General features: G+C 46.7%; 23 protein-coding genes and 1 pseudogene. 21 read left to right on the top strand and 3 right to left on the bottom strand.

Annotated features, from left to right (window positions below; genetic code table 11):
- Position 1: 1 nt before the first annotated feature.
- From G519_RS45015 to G519_RS0128530, 5 genes are all read left to right on the top strand, one after another.
- Positions 2–1465, top strand: a complete 1464-nt coding sequence (locus G519_RS45015; RefSeq protein ID WP_064743548.1) for a sulfatase family protein — start codon at positions 2–4, stop codon at positions 1463–1465.
- A gap of 99 nt (positions 1466–1564) precedes the next feature.
- A complete protein-coding gene (locus tag G519_RS0128545; protein ID WP_029197583.1) occupies positions 1565–2560 on the top strand; it encodes a Gfo/Idh/MocA family protein in 996 nt (331 codons plus the stop codon).
- Positions 2561–2567: 7 nt separating this feature from the next.
- Positions 2568–3143 carry an adenylyl-sulfate kinase gene (cysC, locus tag G519_RS0128540; protein WP_244280260.1) on the top strand — a complete coding sequence of 192 codons (576 nt, stop codon included), beginning with the start codon at positions 2568–2570 and terminating at the stop codon, positions 3141–3143.
- The gene (locus G519_RS45010) at positions 3140–4543 is read left to right on the top strand and encodes a sulfatase family protein (protein ID WP_084160387.1); all 1404 of its coding nucleotides are present in this window, start codon (positions 3140–3142) and stop codon (positions 4541–4543) included. The genes cysC and G519_RS45010 overlap by 4 nt, the downstream gene beginning before the upstream one ends.
- Positions 4540–5946, top strand: coding sequence for a sulfatase-like hydrolase/transferase (locus tag G519_RS0128530; RefSeq protein ID WP_029197581.1), 1407 nt, complete (start codon positions 4540–4542; stop codon positions 5944–5946). Before G519_RS45010 ends, G519_RS0128530 begins: the two co-directional genes overlap by 4 nt.
- Before the next feature lie 99 nt (positions 5947–6045).
- Here the strand turns inward: G519_RS0128530 and G519_RS0128525 are convergent, their stop codons facing one another.
- The 3 genes from G519_RS0128525 to G519_RS0128520 are packed head-to-tail and all read right to left on the bottom strand — an operon-like array spanning position 6046 to position 7270.
- Positions 6046–6288: an NHL repeat-containing protein gene (locus G519_RS0128525; RefSeq protein ID WP_369073733.1), complete on the bottom strand. Its 243-nt coding sequence runs from the start codon at positions 6286–6288 to the stop codon at positions 6046–6048.
- Positions 6266–6340 carry a hypothetical protein gene (locus G519_RS53725; protein ID WP_369073732.1) on the bottom strand — a complete coding sequence of 25 codons (75 nt, stop codon included), beginning with the start codon at positions 6338–6340 and terminating at the stop codon, positions 6266–6268. Before G519_RS53725 ends, G519_RS0128525 begins: the two co-directional genes overlap by 23 nt.
- A gap of 24 nt (positions 6341–6364) precedes the next feature.
- Positions 6365–7270 carry an AraC family transcriptional regulator gene (locus G519_RS0128520; protein ID WP_029197579.1) on the bottom strand — a complete coding sequence of 302 codons (906 nt, stop codon included), beginning with the start codon at positions 7268–7270 and terminating at the stop codon, positions 6365–6367.
- A 148-nt stretch (positions 7271–7418) separates the two neighbouring features.
- Here G519_RS0128520 and G519_RS0128515 point away from each other — a divergent pair, with 148 nt between their 5' ends.
- From G519_RS0128515 to G519_RS52520, 16 genes and pseudogenes are all read left to right on the top strand, one after another.
- Complete coding sequence (locus G519_RS0128515) at positions 7419–8231, top strand: phytanoyl-CoA dioxygenase family protein (protein ID WP_029197578.1); 813 nt, start codon at positions 7419–7421, stop codon at positions 8229–8231.
- A gap of 90 nt (positions 8232–8321) precedes the next feature.
- Positions 8322–9245, top strand: a complete 924-nt coding sequence (locus G519_RS45005; protein ID WP_051253772.1) for an aminoglycoside phosphotransferase family protein — start codon at positions 8322–8324, stop codon at positions 9243–9245.
- Positions 9246–9406: 161 nt separating this feature from the next.
- Positions 9407–10471, top strand: coding sequence for a Gfo/Idh/MocA family protein (locus tag G519_RS0128505; RefSeq protein WP_051253771.1), 1065 nt, complete (start codon positions 9407–9409; stop codon positions 10469–10471).
- A 39-nt stretch (positions 10472–10510) separates the two neighbouring features.
- Positions 10511–11617 (top strand): Gfo/Idh/MocA family protein, encoded by a 1107-nt coding sequence (locus tag G519_RS0128500; RefSeq protein WP_029197576.1) that lies wholly within the window; start codon positions 10511–10513, stop codon positions 11615–11617.
- Between the two features lie 50 nt (positions 11618–11667).
- A complete protein-coding gene (locus tag G519_RS0128495) occupies positions 11668–13611 on the top strand; it encodes an ABC transporter substrate-binding protein (protein ID WP_029197575.1) in 1944 nt (647 codons plus the stop codon).
- A gap of 684 nt (positions 13612–14295) precedes the next feature.
- On the top strand, positions 14296–14799 hold the full coding sequence (locus G519_RS45000; RefSeq protein ID WP_051253770.1) for a helix-turn-helix domain-containing protein: 504 nt from the start codon (positions 14296–14298) through the stop codon (positions 14797–14799).
- Positions 14800–14809: 10 nt separating this feature from the next.
- Positions 14810–15064, top strand: a complete 255-nt coding sequence (locus G519_RS44995; protein WP_051253769.1) for a transposase — start codon at positions 14810–14812, stop codon at positions 15062–15064.
- Positions 15021–15629 carry a transposase gene (locus G519_RS44990; protein WP_244280259.1) on the top strand — a complete coding sequence of 203 codons (609 nt, stop codon included), beginning with the start codon at positions 15021–15023 and terminating at the stop codon, positions 15627–15629. Before G519_RS44995 ends, G519_RS44990 begins: the two co-directional genes overlap by 44 nt.
- A gap of 373 nt (positions 15630–16002) precedes the next feature.
- Positions 16003–16224, top strand: a complete 222-nt coding sequence (locus G519_RS0128475; protein ID WP_029197574.1) for a DUF7660 family protein — start codon at positions 16003–16005, stop codon at positions 16222–16224.
- 141 nt (positions 16225–16365) lie between these two features.
- The gene (locus tag G519_RS0128470; protein WP_029197573.1) at positions 16366–16815 is read left to right on the top strand and encodes a WapI family immunity protein; all 450 of its coding nucleotides are present in this window, start codon (positions 16366–16368) and stop codon (positions 16813–16815) included.
- A gap of 255 nt (positions 16816–17070) precedes the next feature.
- Positions 17071–18258 (top strand): cation:proton antiporter, encoded by a 1188-nt coding sequence (locus tag G519_RS0128465; protein WP_029197572.1) that lies wholly within the window; start codon positions 17071–17073, stop codon positions 18256–18258.
- Between the two features lie 313 nt (positions 18259–18571).
- Complete coding sequence (locus tag G519_RS47935) at positions 18572–19372, top strand: class I SAM-dependent methyltransferase (protein ID WP_051253767.1); 801 nt, start codon at positions 18572–18574, stop codon at positions 19370–19372.
- Positions 19373–19740: 368 nt separating this feature from the next.
- Positions 19741–19923 (top strand): hypothetical protein, encoded by a 183-nt coding sequence (locus G519_RS44980; RefSeq protein ID WP_036634055.1) that lies wholly within the window; start codon positions 19741–19743, stop codon positions 19921–19923.
- 532 nt (positions 19924–20455) lie between these two features.
- Complete coding sequence (locus tag G519_RS0128450; protein WP_029197571.1) at positions 20456–21673, top strand: PIN-like domain-containing protein; 1218 nt, start codon at positions 20456–20458, stop codon at positions 21671–21673.
- 218 nt (positions 21674–21891) lie between these two features.
- Positions 21892–22362, top strand: coding sequence for an NUDIX domain-containing protein (locus G519_RS0128445; protein ID WP_029197570.1), 471 nt, complete (start codon positions 21892–21894; stop codon positions 22360–22362).
- Between the two features lie 211 nt (positions 22363–22573).
- Positions 22574–22770: pseudogene (locus tag G519_RS52520) on the top strand (IS110 family transposase); the annotation flags it as partial.

Raw genomic sequence — 22770 nt, 5'->3', positions numbered from 1 at the left:
AATGTCCAAATCCAACAAAAAACCGAATTTGCTGCTGCTCGGTATCGACAGCTTGCGGCGTGACCATATGAGCGCTTACGGCTATCATCGCTTGACGACTCCCCACATAGACCAGTATAGCAAAGGAGGCGTGCTGTTTGAGCAGCACTTCTCGCCTAGTATTCCTACGACGCCCGGATATGCTTCCATGCTCACAGGTATGGATTGCTTCGGAACGGATGTTGTCGCCTTACGTCATGGCGGGCCGGTCGGCGATCATGTGAAGGCACTCGCCGAGGTGCTTGAAGGGGAAGGCTATAATACGACTTGCATCGGCTTCACCGGAAATCCGTCAGCACGAGGATTCCAGAATTACATGGACTATGAAGGGTGGGGCGCGGACGAAACGGGACGCAGTCCGAAAGCGGAAAACCTGAATCGTGTCGCGATCCCGGAATTGAAGCGTCTTGCGGATGATGACAAGCCGTTCTTCCTTTTCCTGCGGCACATGGACCCGCATTCCCCTTATTTGCCCCCGCAGCCTTTTGAACGAATGTTTTATGACGGGGACGAAAAAGATCCGAGCAATCATTCACTCGATGGCCTTTATGCATTCAAACCCTTCGTCGACTATTTCCACTCTTGGATTCCGGAGGGCTGCACCGACAGCGAATATGTCGACGCCCAGTATGACGGGGCAATCGCCTACATGGATGCAGGCATACAATCGATCTTCACGGCTTTGGAAAAGCTGGGAATTGAAGAAGAGACCCTTGTCGTCATCACTTCCGACCACGGAGAGACGCTGAACGAACACGATTGCTACTACGACCATCATGGACTGTATGAGACGAACTTACGAATTCCACTCATCCTAAGATATCCGGGAAAGCTCCCTGCAGGGCGGCGCATCTCCAGCTTCTCGCAAATTAAGGACGTGATGCCGACTGTCCTTGAATTGCTCGGTATCGACAGCGGCATCGCTTTTAATGGTCGCAGTCTCCTGCCGCTGGTCCGGGGAGAAGAACGGGTGCCTGAAAGTGAGATGTATATAACGGAGTGCACTTGGATGCGGAAGCATGGCTGGCGTACGCCGGAATGGAAGCTGATCGTGGCCTTGGAGCCGGATTTCCACTTTAAGCCGGCCTTGGAGCTCTATAATCTGGTCCGCGACCCGGAGGAGCTGCATAACGTTGCATCTGACGAGCCGGAAGTCGTGGCTCTGCTGCAGTCGCGCATGGAAGCGCACATCGAGCGAAGGGAAGAGGCAACCGGCAGAATCAATCCTATCGCCGTAAATCTGAACTGGCATGGCCTTGGGGGCGGGCCGTTCGAATCATCGCAGCAGGCTTACGATTCGCTGCATATCGGTTCGTCCGTCACGGCGAGAAAGCTGCAGGCGAAGGCGAAGGATGCGGATGAAACGGTCAATGCGGCCGAAGCTGAGGAAGTAGAAGAAAGATCGGAAGAAGAAACCTCCGTCTAAGATGTGACGGGACTGGTATAGAGGAACGGAAGAGAAAGGAATGTACGGGAACCGTCGTTCCTCTCTTCCTCATTTTATGGAGAGAGGAGATGTGACAGGATGGTAAAGGTTGCCGTTATCGGTGTGAATCATATCGGACGTATTCACTGCCGTACGTATGCTGAGCATCCAGATGCAGAGCTTGTGGCAGTATGCGATCTGAACCGGGAGCTAGCCGATTCGGTTGCAGCGCAGCTTGGGGTGCGTGCTTATTATGATGTGGCGACGCTGCTGGAGCGTGAACCAATCGATATCGTCAGCGTTGCGACAGGGGGCAAGGAGAACGGGTCTCACCATTTGGAGCCTGTCATGGCGGCCATTGCAGCGGGGAAGGATGTGCTTGTCGAGAAGCCGATCTCGAACGACATTGGTGAGGCGAGGGAAATGGTTCGATTCGCGAAGGAAAGGGGCGTCCGCTTGGGATGCAATTTAAATCACCGCTTCACGCCTGCCGCCAAAAAAGCAAAGCAATGGATGGAAGCGGGCGACATCGGAACGCCACTGTACATCAATATGCGATTGACGATCGGCAATCCTAACGAGTCAACGCCTTGGATACATCTTCGTGCGCTTCATCCGCACTCGTTTGACGTCGTTCGTTACTTTGGAGGAGAGGTAAGGAGAGTGCAGGCATTTTTGACGAAGTCGCCTGGACGGTCCGTCTGGTCGACGGCATCGATCAATCTCGAATTTGCATCCGGAGCGGTCGGGCATTTGACCGGCAGCTATGATATTTTCGGATGGCATTCCATCGAAGGCTGCGAAGTTGCGGGAGATAAGGGCCGATTCGTACTAGATAACGTGTACGAATCGGCAACGCTCTATCCTCACCGGGAGGAAGAACTGCGGGTGTACCGCAACTCCATCATGACGGGGATGCGAGGGTTCGACGATACGTTTCGGTTGCGGCTCGGTGCATTCATTAGAGAAGTAAGGGACGGCGTCCTCCCTGATCAAATATCGGCATCGGGTGAGGACGGTTTAGCCGTGCAAAAGATTATCGAAGCGGCCATTCGCTCACACGAGTCCGGTGGGGCTGTGGTTGAGGTGGAGTAGTGCCATCATGGAGAGCCGATCCGGAGGAGGAAGGTTCATGAACAACGATAATACAGGGCTTATACTTTGGTTTACAGGATTGTCGGGCGCGGGTAAGACGACGACCGCCCGTGCCCTGCTCGAACCGCTCAGGGCTTCGGGAGCGCGTGTTGAGCTGCTCGATGGGGATGAGCTGCGCAGCATCATCTCCCGAGGACTGGGTTTCAGCCGTGAGGATCGGCTTGAAAACATCAGCCGCATCATTTACATCAGCAAGCTGCTAGCCCGCAACGGGGTGATCGTCATGGTTTCGGCCATTACACCGTACCGGGAAATGCGGGAATTGGCGCGAAGAGAGCTGCCGGGCTTTGTGGAAGTTTTTGTGGACTGCCCCTTGAGCGAATGCGAGCGGCGCGATGTGAAAGGACTGTACGCCAAAGCAAGAAAGGCGGAAATTCCGCATTTTACAGGAATCGGCGACCCTTATGAACTACCTGAGCATCCCGATATAGTGATCCGTACGCATACCCAAGATGTAGAAAGCAACGTATCGATGCTGTTGGACTACATTTCACTTAGATTAGAAAGGAGTGACGCGGTCTGAATATCTTATTCATTTCGCTGGATACACTCCGAGCCTCCCGACTTGGCTGCTACGGATACGGGAAGCCGACATCTCCCCATATCGATCGAATTGCTTCCGAAGGCGTATTGTTCGAACGGGCCTATGCCACCGACATTCCGACTGAGGTCGCACATACCGGCATTTTTACAGGTAAGGTGGGGCTGAGGACGGGTGTCGTCTCCCACGGTTCCCCCTTGATGCAGCTGCCCAAATCCGAGTCATGGCTGCCGACGCTGCTGCGGTCCGGCGGCTATACTACTGCGGCGGTCGACAACTTGTATCAGTTGAAGGAATGGTTCGCCAGAGGGTACCGGTACTATATCAATTCGGTTGGGAAGCAACGGCAGATTGACGGCCAAACCGTGAACGAATTGGCATTCTCTTGGATTCACGAACACAAGGAAGAGAACTTCTTTTTATTTCTTCATTACTGGGATACGCATTCCCCGTATTTGCCGCCGAGCCAGGATGCGAGACAATTCTATGAAGCCGGACGGGATCCCTTTGATCCGTCGAATACAAGCATGAAAGCTGCATACAATCATGCGGCTTATCCTTTTTTTAAGCACCACCATTACGAGCACCTGGGTCCGGTAACTGACGCAGAGTACGTCAATGCGTTGTATGATGCGGAGATCCGGTACTTGGACGATAGGCTGCGCGAGCTGGACCAAGTACTCGTCCAGGAGGGATTGTATGACGATACCTTGCTCGTCCTGTTCGGGGATCATGGGGAAAGCTTAACGGAGCACGACATTTATTGGGATCATTGCGGCTTATATGAAACAACAGTACATATACCTATGATTTTACGATGGCCCGGACGATTGCCCTCAGGCCGCAGAATTGGCGGGTTGGTGCAGCAGACCGATTTGATGCCGACGGTATTGGAGGCGGCAGGCCTACAGACTCCACAAGGTCTGGACGGCCGCAGCCTATGGCCGAGTATTCGCGGAGAGGAGGACGGTACCCGTGACACCGTATTCTTAAGCGAATGCGCTTGGCAGGCGAGTCGAGGCATTTTGACTAGGGAAATGAAATTAATCCGCACAGTCGATTCGGGACCGTTTCGCCGTCCCTCTCGGGAGCTCTATAATTTGCGAACAGACCCGGGAGAAACGATCAATCTTGCGGGGACCAATACGGCGTTAGCCGACGAATTGGAACACAGCCTGGATTCATGGGTGGCCGACGTGCTGGACGGACGTCCGGATCCGATGGAAACGCAGCTCCGATTCGGGCTCCCATTCAAAAATCGGATTCACGAGATCTTGCTGCAATACGGTTTAACTTGGGAAGAGTGGCTTAGCGATCCCCGACAGGAACGTTTTGACGAAGCGGTGGCAGCCCGGCAAGCGGGGAGGAAAGAGCCGTCATGAGCCGCCCTAACATCTTGTTAATCATGGCCGATCAGCTGCGGTATGATTGTATCGGCTACAGTCGCAGCGCACCGGTGGAGACGCCAAATATCGACAGACTTGCAGCCGAGGGCATGTGGTTTACGAATGCTTACACGCATATACCGGTTTGCGGTCCCTCCCGTCAATCGCTAGTGTGCGGTCAGCGGCCGGAGACGTTCGGAGGTTTGTGGAACCACTCAATCGCCTTAAAGGTCGCCTCTTTGGAGCCGAGCTCATACTCGTGGGCGAGAACGCTGCAGGAAGCGGGTTATCGCTGCAGTTATATCGGTAAGTGGGACGTTCATCCGCAGCATGATCCTACTCGGTACGGCTTTGACGAATACATCGACAGCAATAAGTATTACAGAAGCTGGATAAAAGAGAAATACCCGGATCTTGCTTATACGCAAGGGTATATGGGAGAGGTCGATCCTCTTCCGCTCGAGCATTCAAGCACGCACCAGACAGCTGCAATGGCCTCAGAGCTCTTAGGGCGGATGGCTTCCGATGCCGGCGTTCCGTGGCTTCTGCGCGTGAACTTTCGGGAGCCCCATTTGCCCTGTCGTCCGACCGCCACGTTCGCAAAACGCTATCCGCCTGAGCAGGTGCACGAATGGCCCAGCTTCGGCGATACGTTCATCGACAAGCCTTACATTCAAGCACAGCAGCTTCTTAATTGGAATATTCAAGATTACTCATGGGACGATTGGGCCCCTATCGTCTCAAGGTATTTTGCGGTTATCAGTCAATTGGACGATGCGATCGGCGAGCTGCTGCGGCAGTTGGATGCAACCGGGCTGAGCGATAACACCATCGTGTTGTTTACAGCCGATCACGGCGATATGTGTGGAGGGCACCGGATGATGGATAAGCACTACGTGATGTATGAGGATGTTGTAAAGGTGCCGCTTGCCGTCCGTTGGCCCGGCATGGTGGCGCCGGGCAGCCGCTGTGATCAGTTTGTATACAATATGCTCGACCTTCCGCCGACACTGCTGGAGGCCAGCGGTTCGCCAAGTCCGGAAAGAATAGGGGTTGCGCTGCATGGCGAGTCCCTGTTATCTCTATTGCAGGGGCATGAGCCGCAGGGATGGAGAGATCACGTTGTTGCCACATATAACGGCCAACAATTTGGCCTGTACTCACAGCGTATGATTCGTACAAGCGACTGGAAGTACGTATGGAACCCGACAGATACGGATGAATTGTACGATATGCGGGCCGATCCGAACGAATTGAGCAATATCGCCCGGCATCCGGATCATGCTGCAACGGTGACCGAACTGCGCCACCGATTGTACGAGATTTTACTGCGGGATGGCGACGGGCTGGTGCAGAACCATTGGATGAAGGAACAACTGCTTGCAGGCCGTAAGAAGTAGCAGGAAACGTCCTGTGCGGGCCAATCCATGCACTCTCTTCTACCTAGGGGAATAAAGAAAGCGCCGCTTAACCGGATATACCGGTCAAGCGGCGCTTTCTTATGACTGGCGAACCAGCTTCGTCACGCGACCGTCGGAAATCCATTCCGCCACGTAGACGTTTCCTTGGGAGTCGACACAAACCCCGTGCGGGGAGCTGAACTTATCCGGACGATAGTACGATTTGGGTAAGTTCGGCCAACCCTGCTGTTTATAAGCCTGCTGATCCTCCCCAAGATGCGTAATCAATCGATCCTCACTATCAAGTACCGTGATCCGGCTATTCAAATCCGGCAAATACACTTCGTCTTGCCAACGTAAAGACCTGAATGCGATGGTTGCGGCGGTCCGCCACATAAAGCTCGGGCTCGTCTCCGCTTTAGAATTCTTGATTGTGCAGCTTGAACTCGCTCGGGGTCCGGCCAGTTACTGCTTTGAAGTTGCGGGAGAAGTAATGTACGCTGGAATAGCCTAGCTTCTCGGCTACAGCTTCGACCGATTTTTCTTGAAGCAGCAGGAGCTGTGCTTGCTTTATCCGTTCCATTACGAGGAAATGCTTGGGTGCATAGCCCGTCGCTTCACGAAACAGCTCTGCGAAGTAGGTAGGGTGGTAGCCGACAATCGCGGCCAACTCGGAAATGGACCAGGCGTAGGTCGGACGGTTTCGGATCGCTTCTACGGCTATAGCGATTTTGCTGCTTTCATTGGCGGCACGGAACCGCTTGTCGAGCTGAAACCGGATCAGCGTTCCGAGCAATTGAATCAAGTACCCGCGCAAAATTGCCTCGAAGCCGGGGTCTTGATGCAAAAACTCTTTTGCCATACGGATAAACAATCCTTCAACTCCTTTCACGTCAAACAAGGGCCAAAGCTCCAGATCGCCGATCCCTTCCACCTCAATGGTATAAGTGACGGCAGGGAGCTGAAGGTCGCTTTCGGGGCATGCCTTCAAATAGGGGTGAGGCGAAACCGGCTCCGGGCTTTGAGCGTCAAATCGGAAGTGCACGCTTGCTATCGTGAGGGGGGCCAGAGGCGAAGCGGCAAGACGATGCGGTGTATGCGATCCGTAAAAAATACAATGCCCAGGTCGAAGCTCCAGCTTCCGACCGGCATATTCCATGGTTGCGCTTCCATGAATGATATAAACAAGCTGGTAATCCGGTATCGTACGCGGCCCCCAAACCATACCGACCGGTACGGTGATGTGGTTGGCCAGATTGACAGTCGGCCGGATGTCCCCCATTTTGCCGACGTGTATATAACGGGATCGATGCTTAAACACCATGACAACGCCTCCTTAGGCGGAAGTATGCTTCCCTTATTCTTTCATAGGATCTGTGAAAAGTGCAACTATTACTTGCAAATCTCTAACGACTCCAGGGTAGCGGCTTGCTATGATAAAAACATAGAACATATCGAGGAGGAATGAGTACATGTTGACGGCTGAACAAATCAAACAATTTGATCAAGATGGTTTTATTAAGGGAGGGGTCGTCCTTTCTGACGAGGAGGTCGAGCGGCTTCGGGAAGAACTGGATAACGTCATGGAAGGCAAAAGCGTGAAGCAGCCGATTCTGAACCGCAACATGCTGGACAATTCGCATTACGGCATGACGATTACGAAGAAAGAAACCGTCGTTCAGATCGTCAATATTTGGATGGCCAGTGAAGTATACCTCGATCATGCCAAGAACCCGACGATCTGCGAGGAAGTGGCGCAGCTGTGCCGGACCGATACCCTTCGCATTTGGCACGATCAGATTCAATACAAACCTCCGGTGACGGGCGGTCCGACGCACTGGCATCAAGATCACCCACTGTGGCCTGTTATTCAGCCGGCCGATCTTGTCAGCGCATGGGTAGCGCTCGATGACGCTGTAATTGAGAATGGCTGTATGTGGATGGTGCCGGGAAGTCACAAATGGGGCAATCATCAAAAATATTTAAGCAGCTCCCCCGACTTTAAACCTGTACACAAGCAGCCGGAACTGCTGCCTTCCGAGGTGAGTGTAGAGGCTGTCCCGTTCGAGATTAAGAAGGGACAGGTCGGTTATCATCACTCTCTGACCTGGCATGGAAGCCCGACCAACCGCTCGGAACGCAAACGTCGCGCCATTGCTGTGCACTATATGCCAGGGCACACGTATTTCGCGCCGACCGGAAATCATCCCATGGAGCCCCACATTCATGTAAAGCCCGGTGAAATCATTACAGGCGAAAGCTTTCCAGTGACCTATCAGAAATAAGCCGGTTGATTCATAACCCTGCATACGAGCGTATGCGGGGCTTTCCTTTGTCAAATAAACGACGTTATATGCTGGGAGGAGTGGATTCCAATGGCAATAAAGGCAAATATGGATGCAGCCGGCGCTCGAAGCTTTTTGAGCAATTATTATCAGTGCGATATGACAGCGGTACAGCCGATTGAGCAGGGCGAGTTAAGCCGAGCTTATTATTTTCAGCATCGTGGGCTGGATTATGTCATTCGTTTCAACAACAAGGGGGAAGGCTTTGCCAAAGAACAATGGTTGTGCGGAAGGTTCCCATCTCTGCGAAGCTCCATTCCGTCCATAGTGGATACGGGCTTATATGGCGAGCTCTCTTACTGTATTTCCATCAGAGCACCCGGTCAATCACTTCAAAGCATGCAGCTATCCCAAATTCGATATGTGATTCCGGATTTGCTGAATCAATTCGCTCAGTTTCAACAGCTGTCGCTGCCGGAACATGGCGGTTATGGAATGATAAATTCGGAAGGAAACGGCATGTGCGGCAGCTGGAGCGAATTTCTGGAGTTATTTTTTGATGAGACTGGGAGTGGTTTCTGGTACGGCTGGAAGCAACTGTTCAAAGCCGGGATTTTGGAACAGGACTATTTCGAAGCATGGTATTCGCGGATGGCCGAATTAGCGGAATTTGTTCCGGAGGAACGTTATTTGGTGCACGGAGATTTTCATGTGGGGAACATCATCTCGGACGGAAAGCGGATTACTGGCATTGTAGACTGGGAGATGGGAATGTACGGCGACTTCGTCTTCGATATTGCCACGATGGAGATGTGGACGCCGGAGCTGCAGTTTTCTCATCTGTTCCGTGAGTATACCCATGAGATGGGGGGCCGGATCGATAGCTTTGAGGAAAGGTTTCTATATGCCACTTTGTTCAAAAGCTTGGATGCGCTGCGATTTTATGCAATGAAGAAGGATCGCGGTGCTTATGAGCATATTAAGCGATTTATCGATAAAATGGCGGCGGGTTAGGTTGCAGGGATACGAATCAGCGGAATATGTTTGGCTTAATCGAAACTACTTTTGTCTTGATCGACAATGAATGTTGTTCGCAAGTTGTTTATGATGGGGATAGGGAATAAGCAATGATTTGATAATATCGCTAGTCTGGCATGCAGAATGGAGGGAATTCGATGGAGAAAACGATTGGTTTGGGCATCCTGGGCTTTGCCCACGGACATGTGAACGCTTACTGCGATGAATGGAGAAATCCAGCGTACGGCATAAAAGTTGTGGCAGGCTGGGATCATGATCCCGCAAGGTTGAATACCGCCAAGTCCGCTTACGGACTCGATATTTGCGCGAGTGCTGAGGAGTTGCTCCTTCGTAACGACATACAGGCTGTAGTCATCGCGTCGGAAACATCTATGCATGCGGATCTGGCTGAACTGGCGGCTGCTCACGGTAAAGCGATTGTTTTGCAAAAGCCGATGGCTCTAACGATGAGCGAGGCGGATCGCATTGTGGAGGCGGTACATAAGCACTCCGTACCCTTTACGGTTGCTTGGCAAATGCGGGTGGATCCTCAAAATCTGCAAATGAAGAAATGGCTGGAGAGCGGAGAGCTCGGGAAGGTGTTTATGGTTAGGCGAAGACATGGGCTTCCTATGGGGCTTCAAGCCGAATTTGCCGACTCGTGGCATGTAGACCCCGTGCACAATCGGGATATATGGGCGGATGACTCTTCCCATCCGGTTGATTTCTTTCAATTTTTGCTAGGTGTGCCGGAGAGCGTTACAGCTGAAGTGGCATCACTGTATAATCCCCGCATCCCGAATGACAACGGAATTGTGATCTACCGTTATCCGGACGGCCCGCTTGCCGAGGTGAATTGTTCATTCACTTGTTTGGCAGCGGAGAACACCATGGAGATTATTTGCGAACGTGGAACCATCGTGCAAAATTACGGCGATGTTCCCAGCTGTAATGTGCCGCGTCCGGATCATCTGGCTGGGTTGAAGCGTTACGATGCGCAAACGCGCGTCTGGATGGCAAGCGAGATAGACAGCCCGCCTAATCACGGGCATCGGATTCGCGGGTTAGCGAAGCCGCTCGCCGAATTTTTACGAGGGGAACGTGGCCCTATCGCGACTGCGGAAGAAGGAAGGACTTCCTTACGTATGGTTTTGGCCAGCTATGTTTCCAGTCGTGATGGACGTCGTGTTCGTCTCGATGATCCTTCGATCGCAAAAGTGTAAGCGGTAACCATAAGGAAAAAGGAAAGGAACGTGCTAATTATGGCAGTTAAGATTGGTATTGTCGGTATGAACGGGATCGGAAATAACCATGCGGCTTGCTATAAAGAAGACGATTTGGCGGAAGTGGTCGCCGTTTGCGACGTGGTGAAGGAGAGGGCGGACGCATCTGCAGAGAGATTCGGCGTGAAGGCCTATTATAGCGTGAAGGATATGATCGAAGGCGAGCAGGATCTGAAGATCGTCGATATCACGACCGGAGGTATCGATAATGGGAGCTGGCATTTTGAGCCCGCCATGGAGGCTATCGGCTATGGCAAGCACGTATTGGTCGAGAAGCCGCTTTGCCATGATGTCCGCGAAGCCCGTGACCTGGTAGCATTTGCGGAGAAACAGCGGGTCTATCTTGGATGCAACCTCAACCATTATTTTACCTCGCCTGCTGAAAAGGCGAAGCAATATATGGATAGCGGCGACGTCGGGGAGCTTGTATACTGTCTGGCTAAGATGGGCTTCAACGGTGGAGAAATGAACTACGCGCTTGCCAATTCTCCTAAGATCAAAGGTCATCCGTATTTCCATATGCGGGCGTTCCTGACCCATCCTTTCAGTGTGATGAGGCATTTCTGCGGGGAAATTACGCACATTCAAACCTTCTCCGACCGACCCGGCTTCCGCCGGAGCGCAGGTGATGTCATGGTCTCGATCAACAGCATTCACGTGAAATTCGCAAACGGAGGCGTGGGGTACCTGCTGAGCCAAAGAGGAGATACGGTGTATGGCTTAGGGGGCTGGTGGAGCCTGGAAGTGGCAGGATCGCGTGGAACATTTTGTATTGAGAATTGTGTGGAAAAGGTTTCTTTCTGGAAAGCGACCAAAGGGATCGCCCCTATAAGCGTTCAACCTGAGCCCGAGGTTACTCACTTCGGAACGAACGATTTTAACCGGACGTTCCATAACCGTCTTCATGCCTTTCTGGAGGATGTCGAGAATAAAGTTGCCTTCGAACAGCTCCGTGCCAGTGGAAGAGACGCACTTGCCGTACTGGAGTACGTTCATGCTGTGCAGGAATCGTACGAACGAGGCGGAGAAGTAATCCGGCCGCACCCTTTGCCGCCACTGCATGGAGATCCGCATTTTATGATGTAATCGGTCCTGCTCTATCTCAGATATCGCTGGGTAGGAAGGAGGGAAACCAAGTGAAGCGAAGACGACTGGTGTTAATGATGACTAGTGCGATACTGATAGTGGCCTTCTCCTTAGCCGGATGCCGTTCTACCCCTATGGGAAATGAAATGACTCAAGAGACGAACCAGAAAGAAACAACATCCGGACCGGCTTCTAGCAAAGTGGAAGAGACGGCCGCCCCGTCAGCCTTCAAGCAATCCCCTTATCTTGATGGCATAGGACTGCCGCCTGTTCAGGAGCGGCTCCCTAAGGAACCTAAATTGACGAACGAGCTTCCGAAAGATGCATTAAACTATGAGATCGGCACTTATGGAGGCAAGCTAAGAACCGTAAGAACGGACCCGATTTCAGATTCGGACATCTTTACTATCGAGAATGAACCGCTCGTAAACAGCCCTGGATTAATGGGGGAAGAAATAACCCCGAACGTCCTTAAAGCCTACAAAGTAAGTGACGATCAAAAAGAATTCACTTTTACGCTGCGCGAAGGTATGAGATGGTCTGATGGGGAATTGGTAACAGTTGACGATGTCAGATTTGCTGTCGAGGACGTACTGTTCAACAAAGAATTGACGACAACTTTTCCGCTCTGGCTCAAATCGACAGCTTATGCGGACGACAAACCATTGACCTTCACAGTGCTCGATAACAACACGTTTAAAATAAGCTTTGATCACCCTTACGGTGGATTCCTAATGCAGTTAGCTGTCCAAGGCTGGAGAGGCTATACGGATTTTTTAAAGCCGAAGCATTTTTTGCAAAAATACCATGTAAAATACACACCGCTGGAAAAGCTGGAGCCTCTTATCAAGGAAGCGGGTTTCGGCCCAGGAGAATGGACGAAGCTATTTACGAGTAAGGATGTTCTGAACATCGAAAGCACGCAGCCGAAGGCAGTGGGATTCCCGGTGCTAAGCCCGTATATGCAGGTTAAAGCCGGAACGGTCATCGAATTCGAACGGAATCCGTACTATTTTAAGATTGATGCGAAAGGGAATCAGCTTCCGTATATAGACAAATTGGAAAGCACCATGGTTCAAAATGTCGAAACGGCCGTCCTGAAAGTGATGGGCGGCGAAGTGGATCATTCGTACGAGTACGTTACGATCCCTAAGGTGGCCATGCTGAAGGAAAATGAGAAGAAGGGCCATTATAAGGTGTATATCAATAAGCTCCATCGGACGGCTAATGACATCCACTTGAATTTAACATATGAGGATCCGGTTTGGAGACAGGTTGTTAGAGATGTGCGGTTCCGTAAAGCGCTCAATTTAGCATTGAACAAAAAAGAATTCGTCAACTCGATTTTTTTAGGATTTGCTAAACCATCTTCAATCGAAGGCACAGACCGGAATTTGGAAGAAGCGGGCCGTCTTCTAGACGAGATGGGCTTGGTCAAGGGTCCTGATGGTTTTCGTCTAGGGCCGGAAGGCAAGAAATTGATCATCCCGTTCGAAGTTTCTTCTTATTATGATGACTTTATTCAGCTTGGTGAATTGGTCGTGGAGCAATGGAAGGAAGTCGGCCTTCAAGTAACGCTGAAGAAAATTGAGAACTCTCTATGGAACTCACGGGTACAGTCGAACCAATTGCAAGCAACGATCATGTTCACTCCTGGACCTGTACAATGGGCGAGGCAGGAATGGGGGCAAAATTTGTGGGCGCCATTATGGGACAAATGGTGGAATACCTCGGGAAAACAGGGAGAGGAGCCGCCTGCGGAAGCCAAGGCACTATTTAATGCAATTTTTAAGCTAAGGGAGCTCCCCCTGCAGGAGGCACTCAGGAAACGTGAAGATATTAGAAAAAATATCGGTGAAAACTATTGGTATTATATTCATAGTGAAGACATTGTCGCTCCAGTCGCTGTAAACGAGAAAATCGGTAATTTTACGGATAAGGGGTGGGGGATCGCACAAAATTTTGCTGGTGAACAATGGTTTTTTCGGAACTAAGAAGGCTGCCCCTATCCTGCCGGAATAGTAGGAGAGCCGCTTGATATTGCCATAATGGTTCTGTTCCTTTGCAGTAATGCAGGCAGCTCCATCGCGGGGGAAATATTACAATAGATGGTGGAATGAGTAAGCAGATGATTTATCATGACGATCAAGGTTGGACATTTAAACCCAAAAAGGCTCAGTATAAATTTCTTGATTAATTCTTTTTTCAACTATATGAAAGCCAAGGGGGTGGTGGCACTCCTTGGCTTAAAATTTTGCATAAAAAACACCTGCCGCGATCAGAATGATGTAACACGCCCGCCCTTGTTCGGCTTTTGACGCTCGTAGACTTGATCATTTGAAGCACGATTTTGCGTAATTAAAGAAGAGAAGAAATCAAAAACGGGAGCAGATCGCCGTGGCCGGCAGCTGTTCCCGTTTTCATTGAGCTCCCTCGGGCAGTCTAAATCGTATTTACAAAATTGTGTATCTGATGATGTTATTCCAAAAGGAAGAAAAGAAAATTGTAATCGATGGATACCTGTTCAATTGTTTTATTGACCAAACACCTGAAAATGAAATGATAAGCTTCAAGATTTATCCGTCTATATATCCGGTACTAAATAATTCATTAATGAAATTCATTGTACAAACATCTAATTATATCCATATAGACTTCCTATGGAGAGAGTGATTAAAATGGCGAGAACAAAAGCAAATGAATTCCATAATATAACAATCAGGTTGGAAGAAGCTAGAAAAGCAATGAAGGAAACAATTGATAGACGGCTGTATGAACGCTACCAGTGTATCTTCCTCTTTCTTTCTGGAGAAAGCCGAAAACGGATTACAGAGATTCTGAATCGTAATATAGGCACCGTGAGTACCTACATTCGGGCATACTGCACAGAAGGATTAAAGGAGTTACAACCGGACCAACCGCCAGGACGCCCGACTCGTCTTACATCAGAACAAGAACAAGAATTGTACCAGACCATCATTAATAAGAGACCAGTCGATGTTGGCTTTCCTGCACATATGAATTGGGAATCGGGATTGGTTCGACAATGGATCGGAAAACAATACCAAGTCGAATATTTTGATCGCGGCACAAGGAAACTGCTGTATCGCTTAGGTTTTAAACGAGATTTTGAAGGGATAAAAAAAATTACATTATCGCGAAATTGCTCGGATCTTGTTTGAGGATGAATGTATGATTCGAGATTATCAAGCATTGGCCAAGACATGGTTCCCCAAAGGTCAACAAAAACTCATTCCGACCTATGGTCAGCACCGTGGCGCAAAACTAATGGGTACCCTTGATTACGAAACAGGCGAAATCTACTGTGAGGAGCATGAACAATATGATGCTCAAGTGTTTCATTCATTTCTAGAAAACATCGTCGCCAGGATGGCGAAAATATATGAAACGAGCTGGCGGCTCCACGGGTATCCAACAAGCAGCTGAACTACTTTCTAAAGCCGTACAAAGCGTGGGGGAAACTGTAGCGCTGAATGAGGCCAAACAGGATCTGCATCGCTTACTAGTAGAGTACGAGCGTATTGATGGTATATTGAACGAAATAGCACAAGAAATCGCAGGTTTACTCTGTGAGATCCCAATTGCTAGCCAACTTCGCTCCGTTAAAGGTTTGGGCACAATCTATATTGCAGCAATTCTGGCTAGCGCGGGAAATTTGAACCAGTACGCTCACGGTCGTCAGTTGCTACGGAAAGCCGGTTTAAATTTGGCAGAGAGCATGTCTGGAAAGCGCAAGGGCCAGATTGTACTTTCCAAACGTGGAGATTCCACACTCCGAAAATATATGTATCTGGCTACCTTAACATTAGTGGGTACAAACCCTGTATTTAAGCAATTTCATGAGAATAATGTGCAAGTTAAACATATGAGTAAGCAGAAGTCGATATTTAAATTGCTAGGAAAGCTGGCGCGAATCCTAATCGGCATGGTGCATTCCAAGGAGTCTTTTACTCCTGAAAAAACGGTCATTCCGTACACTCAGGCTGCCTAATCTTCAAAATAACGTGAATTGATTCATTCGCAGGACTTCATACAAAGAAAGCACGGAGGACCGAGTTCGTTATCCATAAGGGCACAGACCCATCCGCTAAACGCTATCGACCCGTAGAGCCTTGGGATGGTCAATCTCCAGGGGATTGTGGAGTATGCGTGCAGTAGAGTATGATGTGGGGAAATATTCCATCTGTTCCTCTGTTCCCGTATGCCTAAAAAGGGTAACTTAAGGTAGTGATAACTTAATATCCATACGGTCGCTATATTCCAAAGTGATGAAATCCTGCGAATGAGTGAGTTTACGTGAGATAAATCCTTAATACTGAGGGACGGATAACGATAGTTGAATAATGCGAGGAGGATCTGAAACCTTGAACCCTAATGATGTGTCCAGTAAAGATGAGTTGGTTGCATTTCTTCATACATTAAGACATGATCTAACGGATAATGCTTCGAGGTGGGAGAACCAAACACTGGAAAGCTTTTTGGAGGCTATGGCTGCTTGGTTAAATGATTCTGATGATGCGAATGCTAAAACGCCTACCTGGAGTTTGCTTGCAACCTCTTTATTGGCTGGTAAGGCATACGAGTGAAAAAGTCATTACTCTAACGAGGAACGATAGTTAAACGACAAAAGGAGCCGCGAAAGCTGCTCCTTTTTTCATTAAGCTATTGGGCAGGATTGTGTGATGGCTGTGCAGAATTACTGAAGCTAACGAAATGGATTGACTCTGATGTACGTATTTTTCCTTCGAGGCAATCAAGGTTGTTTTGTACGCATCACTTTTGACGAAGTATTCGGGTTTCCGAAATTAACAAGCCCTTTTGGTGGCTATGATGTAAGGGGAACCGTAGAAATAAAGAGTGGGAACTATTGCGTTAAGGGCGAGTTGTGGTTCTCAACTGGTGAAATATACGAGTTTTACAATCAACTTTCTCGGTGTTTTACTGAACTAAAAGGAATTTCTTCATTCTGTACAACCGAAGCTAACTTGAAACTCGAAGTTGCATTTGGTCATCGAGGCCAGGTCGTAATCGAAGGCTACTTTAAGGAATTTGCACATAGAGATAATGAGTTGAAATTTGAAATCGAAAGTAACCAAAGTTTTTTTGTGGAGACACTCGATGGATTAAGAGAAATCATAAGCCATTATGGAGACTTAAAAGGCAAACGTTTTGAATAGACTTTTGTTAAAGTAACTGGGAACGTTAGTTCAATAAAAGACTTTTATACAAACGATGAAGGAGCTGCCCTGGCAGCTCCTTTTAACATGTTCACAAAATATTTGTTTTTGAATAAATGTGCATCTAGGCTTAAGTTAATGGTCTAAAAATGAGACTAAATATTCTAGGTTATATAAAGGCCAAAAGTGGAGGCGGATAGTTATAATAACGAATTGGACTAGCATACCTTAATAATGGATGGAGGATTGATTATTTTGGGACAAGGTGCTTTAATACCTCTTTTTTGGTTTTATCTAAGTATATTTTTCGTGCAAATACTGCTTAGCAGAATGAAGGGTATTCGGATTCCCTCCATTTTAGCCTATCTGTTTTTAGGAATACTTCTTTCCTACTACGATAAAGGGTTGTTCCATCAAGAGCAAATGAAATGGCTGGACGGTCTTAGTGAGTTTGGACTTTATTATTTAATGTTCTTGTCGGGAATGGAGATAGATTTAAAATCCCTTCGTTTTCAAAAAGGTGTGAAGATCCGGCAAAACCCGCTTATTATCGGATTGTTAGTCTTTGCGGGGAGCGCTTTGTTGGCTTTTCTGCTAGGGACAAGAATTCACCAAATAGACCCCTCAATAAAGTCATGGATGATTATGCTTATTCTTTTAACTACCTCACTCGGGATTGTGATGCCAGTCCTCAGAGAAACGGGAGTCATCAAAAGCCAGTATGGCCAACTACTTCTAACGTCTGCAATTCTCGCCGATCTTATTACAATGATTATGCTCTCTATTATTGGAGGATCCTACCATACTGGATTTACGTGGCGTCAGGCTTCCGTAGGTTTACTTCTGCCTTTAACCGTTATTATCTATCAAGCCATACTAAGACTGAGAAAAACCTCATTTTGGCATAAGGAATTCCACAAAAATTCCATTTTCCGATTACAGGGGCTACTGGCTGTTCTCGGCCTATATGGAATCATTACAGATATGACAGGTTCAGAAGCTATTCTAGGCAGTTTTTTGGCGGGGTTTCTTTTAGCGAGTTTTCATCTCCATGATCATCATCCGTTTAAGGAGCAATTAGAAGGTATAGGTTACGGCTTGATTATTCCTATTTTCTTCGTCATGGTCGGATTCCGGTTTAATATATCAGAGTTTGTAAGATCCCCCGAGGCGTTAGGTTGGGTTCCCCTTCTTCTATCTACAGCCTACATTGTTAAAGTTCTCCCCATGATGTGTCTAGGACCGATTCTAGGCATGAGGAGAGCTCTAGCAGGCGGATTTTTGCTATCATCACGTATGACACTAATTGTTGTTGCGGCATCAATCGGCATAAGATTGGGAGTCATTAACAAGGGAATTCAAGATGCTGTTATTGTAGTAGCCATCATTTCTTCTTTGTTATCTCCAATGATTTTCTCTATGAGCATTAACGAACCGTCCTAAGTTCTGTTGTCTGACGACACAAACATAAACTATTTATTTTACTAGGAGGACTTTTCATAATATCATCTGGATTTATCTATACAATTGAATGAGTAGTAGTGTGACAGGAGCTCCTGTTACAGAGCTAGAGTATAAGCATTCTAGTAAATGCCGTACTTGAAGAGGTTTATAGGGTAATCTATTTGCGAACCTGGGTGGTACCACGAGGAATACACAATCTCGTCCCTGAGACAAATGTCTTGGGGGTGGGATTTTTTTGTTTTATTAAGGATGTCAACGATCAAATAGTTGCTTTATTTTTAGGAGGGTGTATATGGACAGTTTGGAAAATGTAAGAAAATTTTATGATGAAACCGTAAACTATGAGTGGCGGAGACTTGATCGGCATAAAGTGGAATTTGAACTTACCAAACGCTACATAAACCGTTACATCAAGCCTAATGACCGTGTGTTAGACCTAGGTGGTGGACCTGGAAAGTATTCATTATACCTTTCGCAGCGCGGCTGTCATGTTACATTAGCCGATCTTTCGCAGAATAATGTAGATTTTGCACTGAATAAGGCAAATGAGCTTAACCTTCCGTTGAACGGTGTGCGCGTTGATTGTCGTGATTTATCGGAGATCCAAGATGGACAGTTTGATCATGTCCTTTGCATGGGACCGATGTATCATCTGCAAGAGGAACAGGACAGGGGCATTACGATTAATGAATGCTTTAAAAAATTAAAACCTAACGGAATGATTTTCGTAGCCTTTGTTTCTTCTTATTCTTTCGTGTGGGATTATCTGATCGGTAATCCAGGTATGATCTTAAATGAGGAGAGGAGATTACAGCTAAATACCATAGTAAAGGATGAGAACTTTTCAGGTCACGGGTTTTCAGATAATTTCTTTATCCGTCCTAACGATGTGCTTCCCTTTTTCGAACAGTTTGAATTGGAAAAACTCCATTTACTTAATTGTGAAAGCTTTTTATATTTGCGCGAGCCAGAACTGCTTAATCAATCACGTGAAGTGGTGGAAGCCTGGCTGGACTTAGCAGAGCAAGTATGTGAGCGAGAGAGCTTGCTGAGTTTAGCTGAACATCTGATGTACATTGGTAAGAAATACTGATGGAAACAGGTTCACCCATTGAGCTAACGGAAAACGTTACTTCAATATGAATCGCCGACTGATGGGTAATCATATTTTCTTTGTAAAAGTATGGTAAAATATTACTTAATATTGGAATTAAAGATTAAATCCTCCTATTTCTAGCAAAACTAGAGAGAGAGACAGATAGATAATCTTATAAAGGGATTAAAGCGATTTATAGACATATGTATAAAATACAACGTAATATTAATTTACAAGTTTCGTTGACGAGTCTATAATTCTACTGTATTTTCATATATTGTTACACATCATATGTGGACATCCGTTCAAAGAAACGGATATGTCCACTTTTTTTGTGAAAATGTATATGGGAGGAGGGGGAGAAAATGGCTTCGTTTTTTCATGTATACCGTCCGGAGGGAGTGAACAGCAAATACCGCCTTATCGTTTTTGACGATTCGAAGGAGGCGTTCATTCCTCTGACTGAGTTTTACAATGACCAGGTCAAAAGGATCAGTGAAAGTTCCGTAATCGCTTATTTGAACATTATGCAACTTCAAAAGGGTTGAAAATAATTAATTATTATCACTTGTTAACAGCAATAGCTTCGTAATTTAATTCAATTAACGAGGTGAATTAAAAAAGCAGCAGTTCTTGGACTTTAATTCCAACTGCTGCTTTTTCTGCGTAATTGTTAACTGACTTTTAGAACTTATTATTGTGATGATCGAAAATACACATTATATAATGTGTAACAATATATTTGTCGGGTGACAAGAACATATAAGCTTAAAAGTCGCGTAGTTGCGGCTTTTTTTATTTTAACGATATATGTTCTTGTCAAAAGCCAATGACAAGAACATATATCGTTTGCCGAATGATGACAAGAACTTGTATTGTTTTACGTAACTGAAAACCTTTCTCAACAACTGATTAAATTAGATGAATTTAAAACACAAGCTGGAAAGGGGCAACGACTGAGCTAACGGGCAGATTAGTTCAACTATGCCTACTAACCTTCATCGAATTGTGATACCATAAGTTGGAAAACCCAATATTCTAGGATAATTACAACTAGTATTCAATGAGGAGTGGACTTTAGTGTCATCAAAATTTTTCGCATACTCTGGCTACGATTATGAGGTAACTCGTAAGTTATGGTCAAATGCCATAATCTCATTGGATACTAATACACTACTAAATACTTATAAAATGACCCCTGATGCTCGGAGTCAGTTTTTACGCGTCCTACAGACCTTTAAGGAACGTCTCTGGATGCCGTATCAAGTAGGTAAGGAGTTCTACTCCAATCGGCGATTCGTTATTGAAGCTGAACTGAAGTCATTGCAAAATACAAAACAATATTTCAAAAAAAACATAGAGACTTTGGCAACTGGGGTAGAAAAATCAGCAATTCGATTTCGTTCTCAACTTGCAGCTGATTTGCAAAACGAACTAAATGACTTAAAAGAGAGAATTGCAATAATGATCGACCAATGTCCTGATAAAATGGACAGAAAAGAATACTTCGACGGTCCCGCGTTAAAGGCTGAAGATCCAATTTCAAGAGAAATATTTGAAATCTTTGGTGATGAAGTAGGTGACGGCTTTAATCCAGAAGAACTCTTGAAGATCTACGAGGAAGGAGAGAAGCGCTACACTCTTAGTATTCCTCCCGGCTTTGAAGATGCTGTTAGTAAAGAAGATTACAGGAAATACGGTGATCTGGTTATTTGGAAAGAGCTTATGAAAAGGGCAAAAGAAGAAGCCAAACCTATTATTTTTATTACGGAGGACGTAAAACCTGATTGGTGGGAAAGATACAATGAATTCAAGAGACCCCATCCTGAGTTATTGGATGAATTCTACAGAAGGTCGGGTCAATTCGTTCAAATTTATACATATAATGAGTTCATCGATCAAGCATCGATACTAATTAGAGATTTTCCAGAGACTGCAAAAGCTGTGGAGGAAATTAAAGCCATCAACGAGGAAGAACGGGAACGGGTACGAGAACAGGTAGAAATTTTCACCCCTAAACCAGGTGATATTTATAACATAAGAGAAGATCGCTTAGATCATAGGGTTAGACCGGTACTTCTCTTCGATGAGTTGGAAAATGGATCGTTTTACGCTTTCCCTATAACCTCAAGACGCGACTCATTAACCATAAATTTCCCAACGATAAATTGTGGCGGAAAACTGACTGCGGTTCTCGTAGATCGTAAGATTTTGGTGCATTCGGAGAATCTAAGAGCTTTTTATGATCGTATAGATCAGCAACAATTATTAAATGTGTTAGGTAACACCCACAAGTAAATGTCTTGTTTCAGAAGGCATATACAAATTCTGGAAAGTGATTAATGAGGGAACTCGTGTTTAACTAAACGGAAAACTCTTGCACAACAATCAACAGGCTGCCGGCAAATCGGCAGCCTGTTGAGCTAACTGGCAGGATAATGGAAATAATTCAAAGAAATTAACTAGGATAAAAATCGGCTGCTTTTTCTTGATACGAATGAAAGGGGCGATTGTAATTGAAGGTACGGAGTGGAGTAAAAGGAATCGTAGTAAGTAATAACAAACTGTTGACAATAAAAAAGTATGATCAAGTATTTGGTGCTGATTATACGTTACCAGGTGGAGGTCAAGAGCATGGCGAAAACTTGATCGAATCACTTAAACGTGAATTTCTTGAGGAAGTTGGCTGCCGTATAGAAGTGAAACAGTTTGCTTTTGTAAGAGAATATATAGGCAGAAATCATCATGGAAACAGCATGGTAGATCCGAATACTCATGTTGTAGACCATATTTTTATGTGTGACATATTGGATGAACAAAATGTAGGTCACGGTACAGCTCCAGATGAGGACCATCTTGGTATTGAGTGGATTCCAATATCAAGTCTTGAGGAATATAGATTTTTTCCTAAAGCTTTAATCCCGTACATCAGGGAAATTGAAGAAGGTAATATTATCGAAAGCATTTATACAGGGGATATAAATTGAATTCAGTATTGAAGTAACAGAAACTATAGCTCAATACAGACCTACACGAGGCTGCCGGCACAAACGGCAGGCTCCATTACGTAAACGGGCAGCATTCCTATTATGTAGAAATACGAGGTTTGAAAAATAAAAAGACTCCTTGGTATGATGTTTATGGATCCCAGTTGCTGGCCAGCGACAGATCCAAAAACTTAACCAAGGAGACTACACCATGCATTCTACTCAAAATGAACGAATTAATCAAATCACTTCTTTTACCTTAATTGTCGGAAGTCGACATCGCAAAATTCAAACATGTGGCGAGGGCCCAAGACAACCGCGGAGTCGAGTTCGGAAAGTCCATTACGTTTGAAAACAATCGAGAGGGCTTTGAATTGTTTGTGAGCTGGTTCCAGAAGATTTCAACAG

Source organism: Paenibacillus alginolyticus DSM 5050 = NBRC 15375 (genome assembly GCF_000422905.1).
GTDB classification, from domain to species: Bacteria; Bacillota; Bacilli; order Paenibacillales; family NBRC-103111; genus Paenibacillus_E; species Paenibacillus_E alginolyticus.
This window is presented reverse-complemented; position numbering and strand designations above follow the sequence as displayed.

Excerpts from the sequence above, each read along its gene's own strand:
- G519_RS45015 (WP_064743548.1), top strand. The coding sequence starts at position 2 with ATGTCCAAATCCAACAAAAAACCGAATTTGCTGCTGCTCGGTATCGAC.
- G519_RS0128545 (WP_029197583.1), top strand. The coding sequence starts at position 1,565 with ATGGTAAAGGTTGCCGTTATCGGTGTGAATCATATCGGACGTATTCAC.
- cysC (WP_244280260.1), top strand. The coding sequence starts at position 2,568 with ATGGAGAGCCGATCCGGAGGAGGAAGGTTCATGAACAACGATAATACA.
- G519_RS0128530 (WP_029197581.1), top strand. The coding sequence starts at position 4,540 with ATGAGCCGCCCTAACATCTTGTTAATCATGGCCGATCAGCTGCGGTAT.
- G519_RS0128520 (WP_029197579.1), bottom strand. The coding sequence starts at position 7,270 with ATGGTGTTTAAGCATCGATCCCGTTATATACACGTCGGCAAAATGGGG.
- G519_RS0128515 (WP_029197578.1), top strand. The coding sequence starts at position 7,419 with ATGTTGACGGCTGAACAAATCAAACAATTTGATCAAGATGGTTTTATT.
- G519_RS45005 (WP_051253772.1), top strand. The coding sequence starts at position 8,322 with ATGGCAATAAAGGCAAATATGGATGCAGCCGGCGCTCGAAGCTTTTTG.
- G519_RS0128505 (WP_051253771.1), top strand. The coding sequence starts at position 9,407 with ATGGAGAAAACGATTGGTTTGGGCATCCTGGGCTTTGCCCACGGACAT.
- G519_RS0128500 (WP_029197576.1), top strand. The coding sequence starts at position 10,511 with ATGGCAGTTAAGATTGGTATTGTCGGTATGAACGGGATCGGAAATAAC.
- G519_RS45000 (WP_051253770.1), top strand. The coding sequence starts at position 14,296 with ATGGCGAGAACAAAAGCAAATGAATTCCATAATATAACAATCAGGTTG.
- G519_RS44995 (WP_051253769.1), top strand. The coding sequence starts at position 14,810 with ATGATTCGAGATTATCAAGCATTGGCCAAGACATGGTTCCCCAAAGGT.
- G519_RS44990 (WP_244280259.1), top strand. The coding sequence starts at position 15,021 with ATGAAACGAGCTGGCGGCTCCACGGGTATCCAACAAGCAGCTGAACTA.
- G519_RS0128470 (WP_029197573.1), top strand. The coding sequence starts at position 16,366 with ATGTACGTATTTTTCCTTCGAGGCAATCAAGGTTGTTTTGTACGCATC.
- G519_RS47935 (WP_051253767.1), top strand. The coding sequence starts at position 18,572 with ATGGACAGTTTGGAAAATGTAAGAAAATTTTATGATGAAACCGTAAAC.
- G519_RS44980 (WP_036634055.1), top strand. The coding sequence starts at position 19,741 with ATGGCTTCGTTTTTTCATGTATACCGTCCGGAGGGAGTGAACAGCAAA.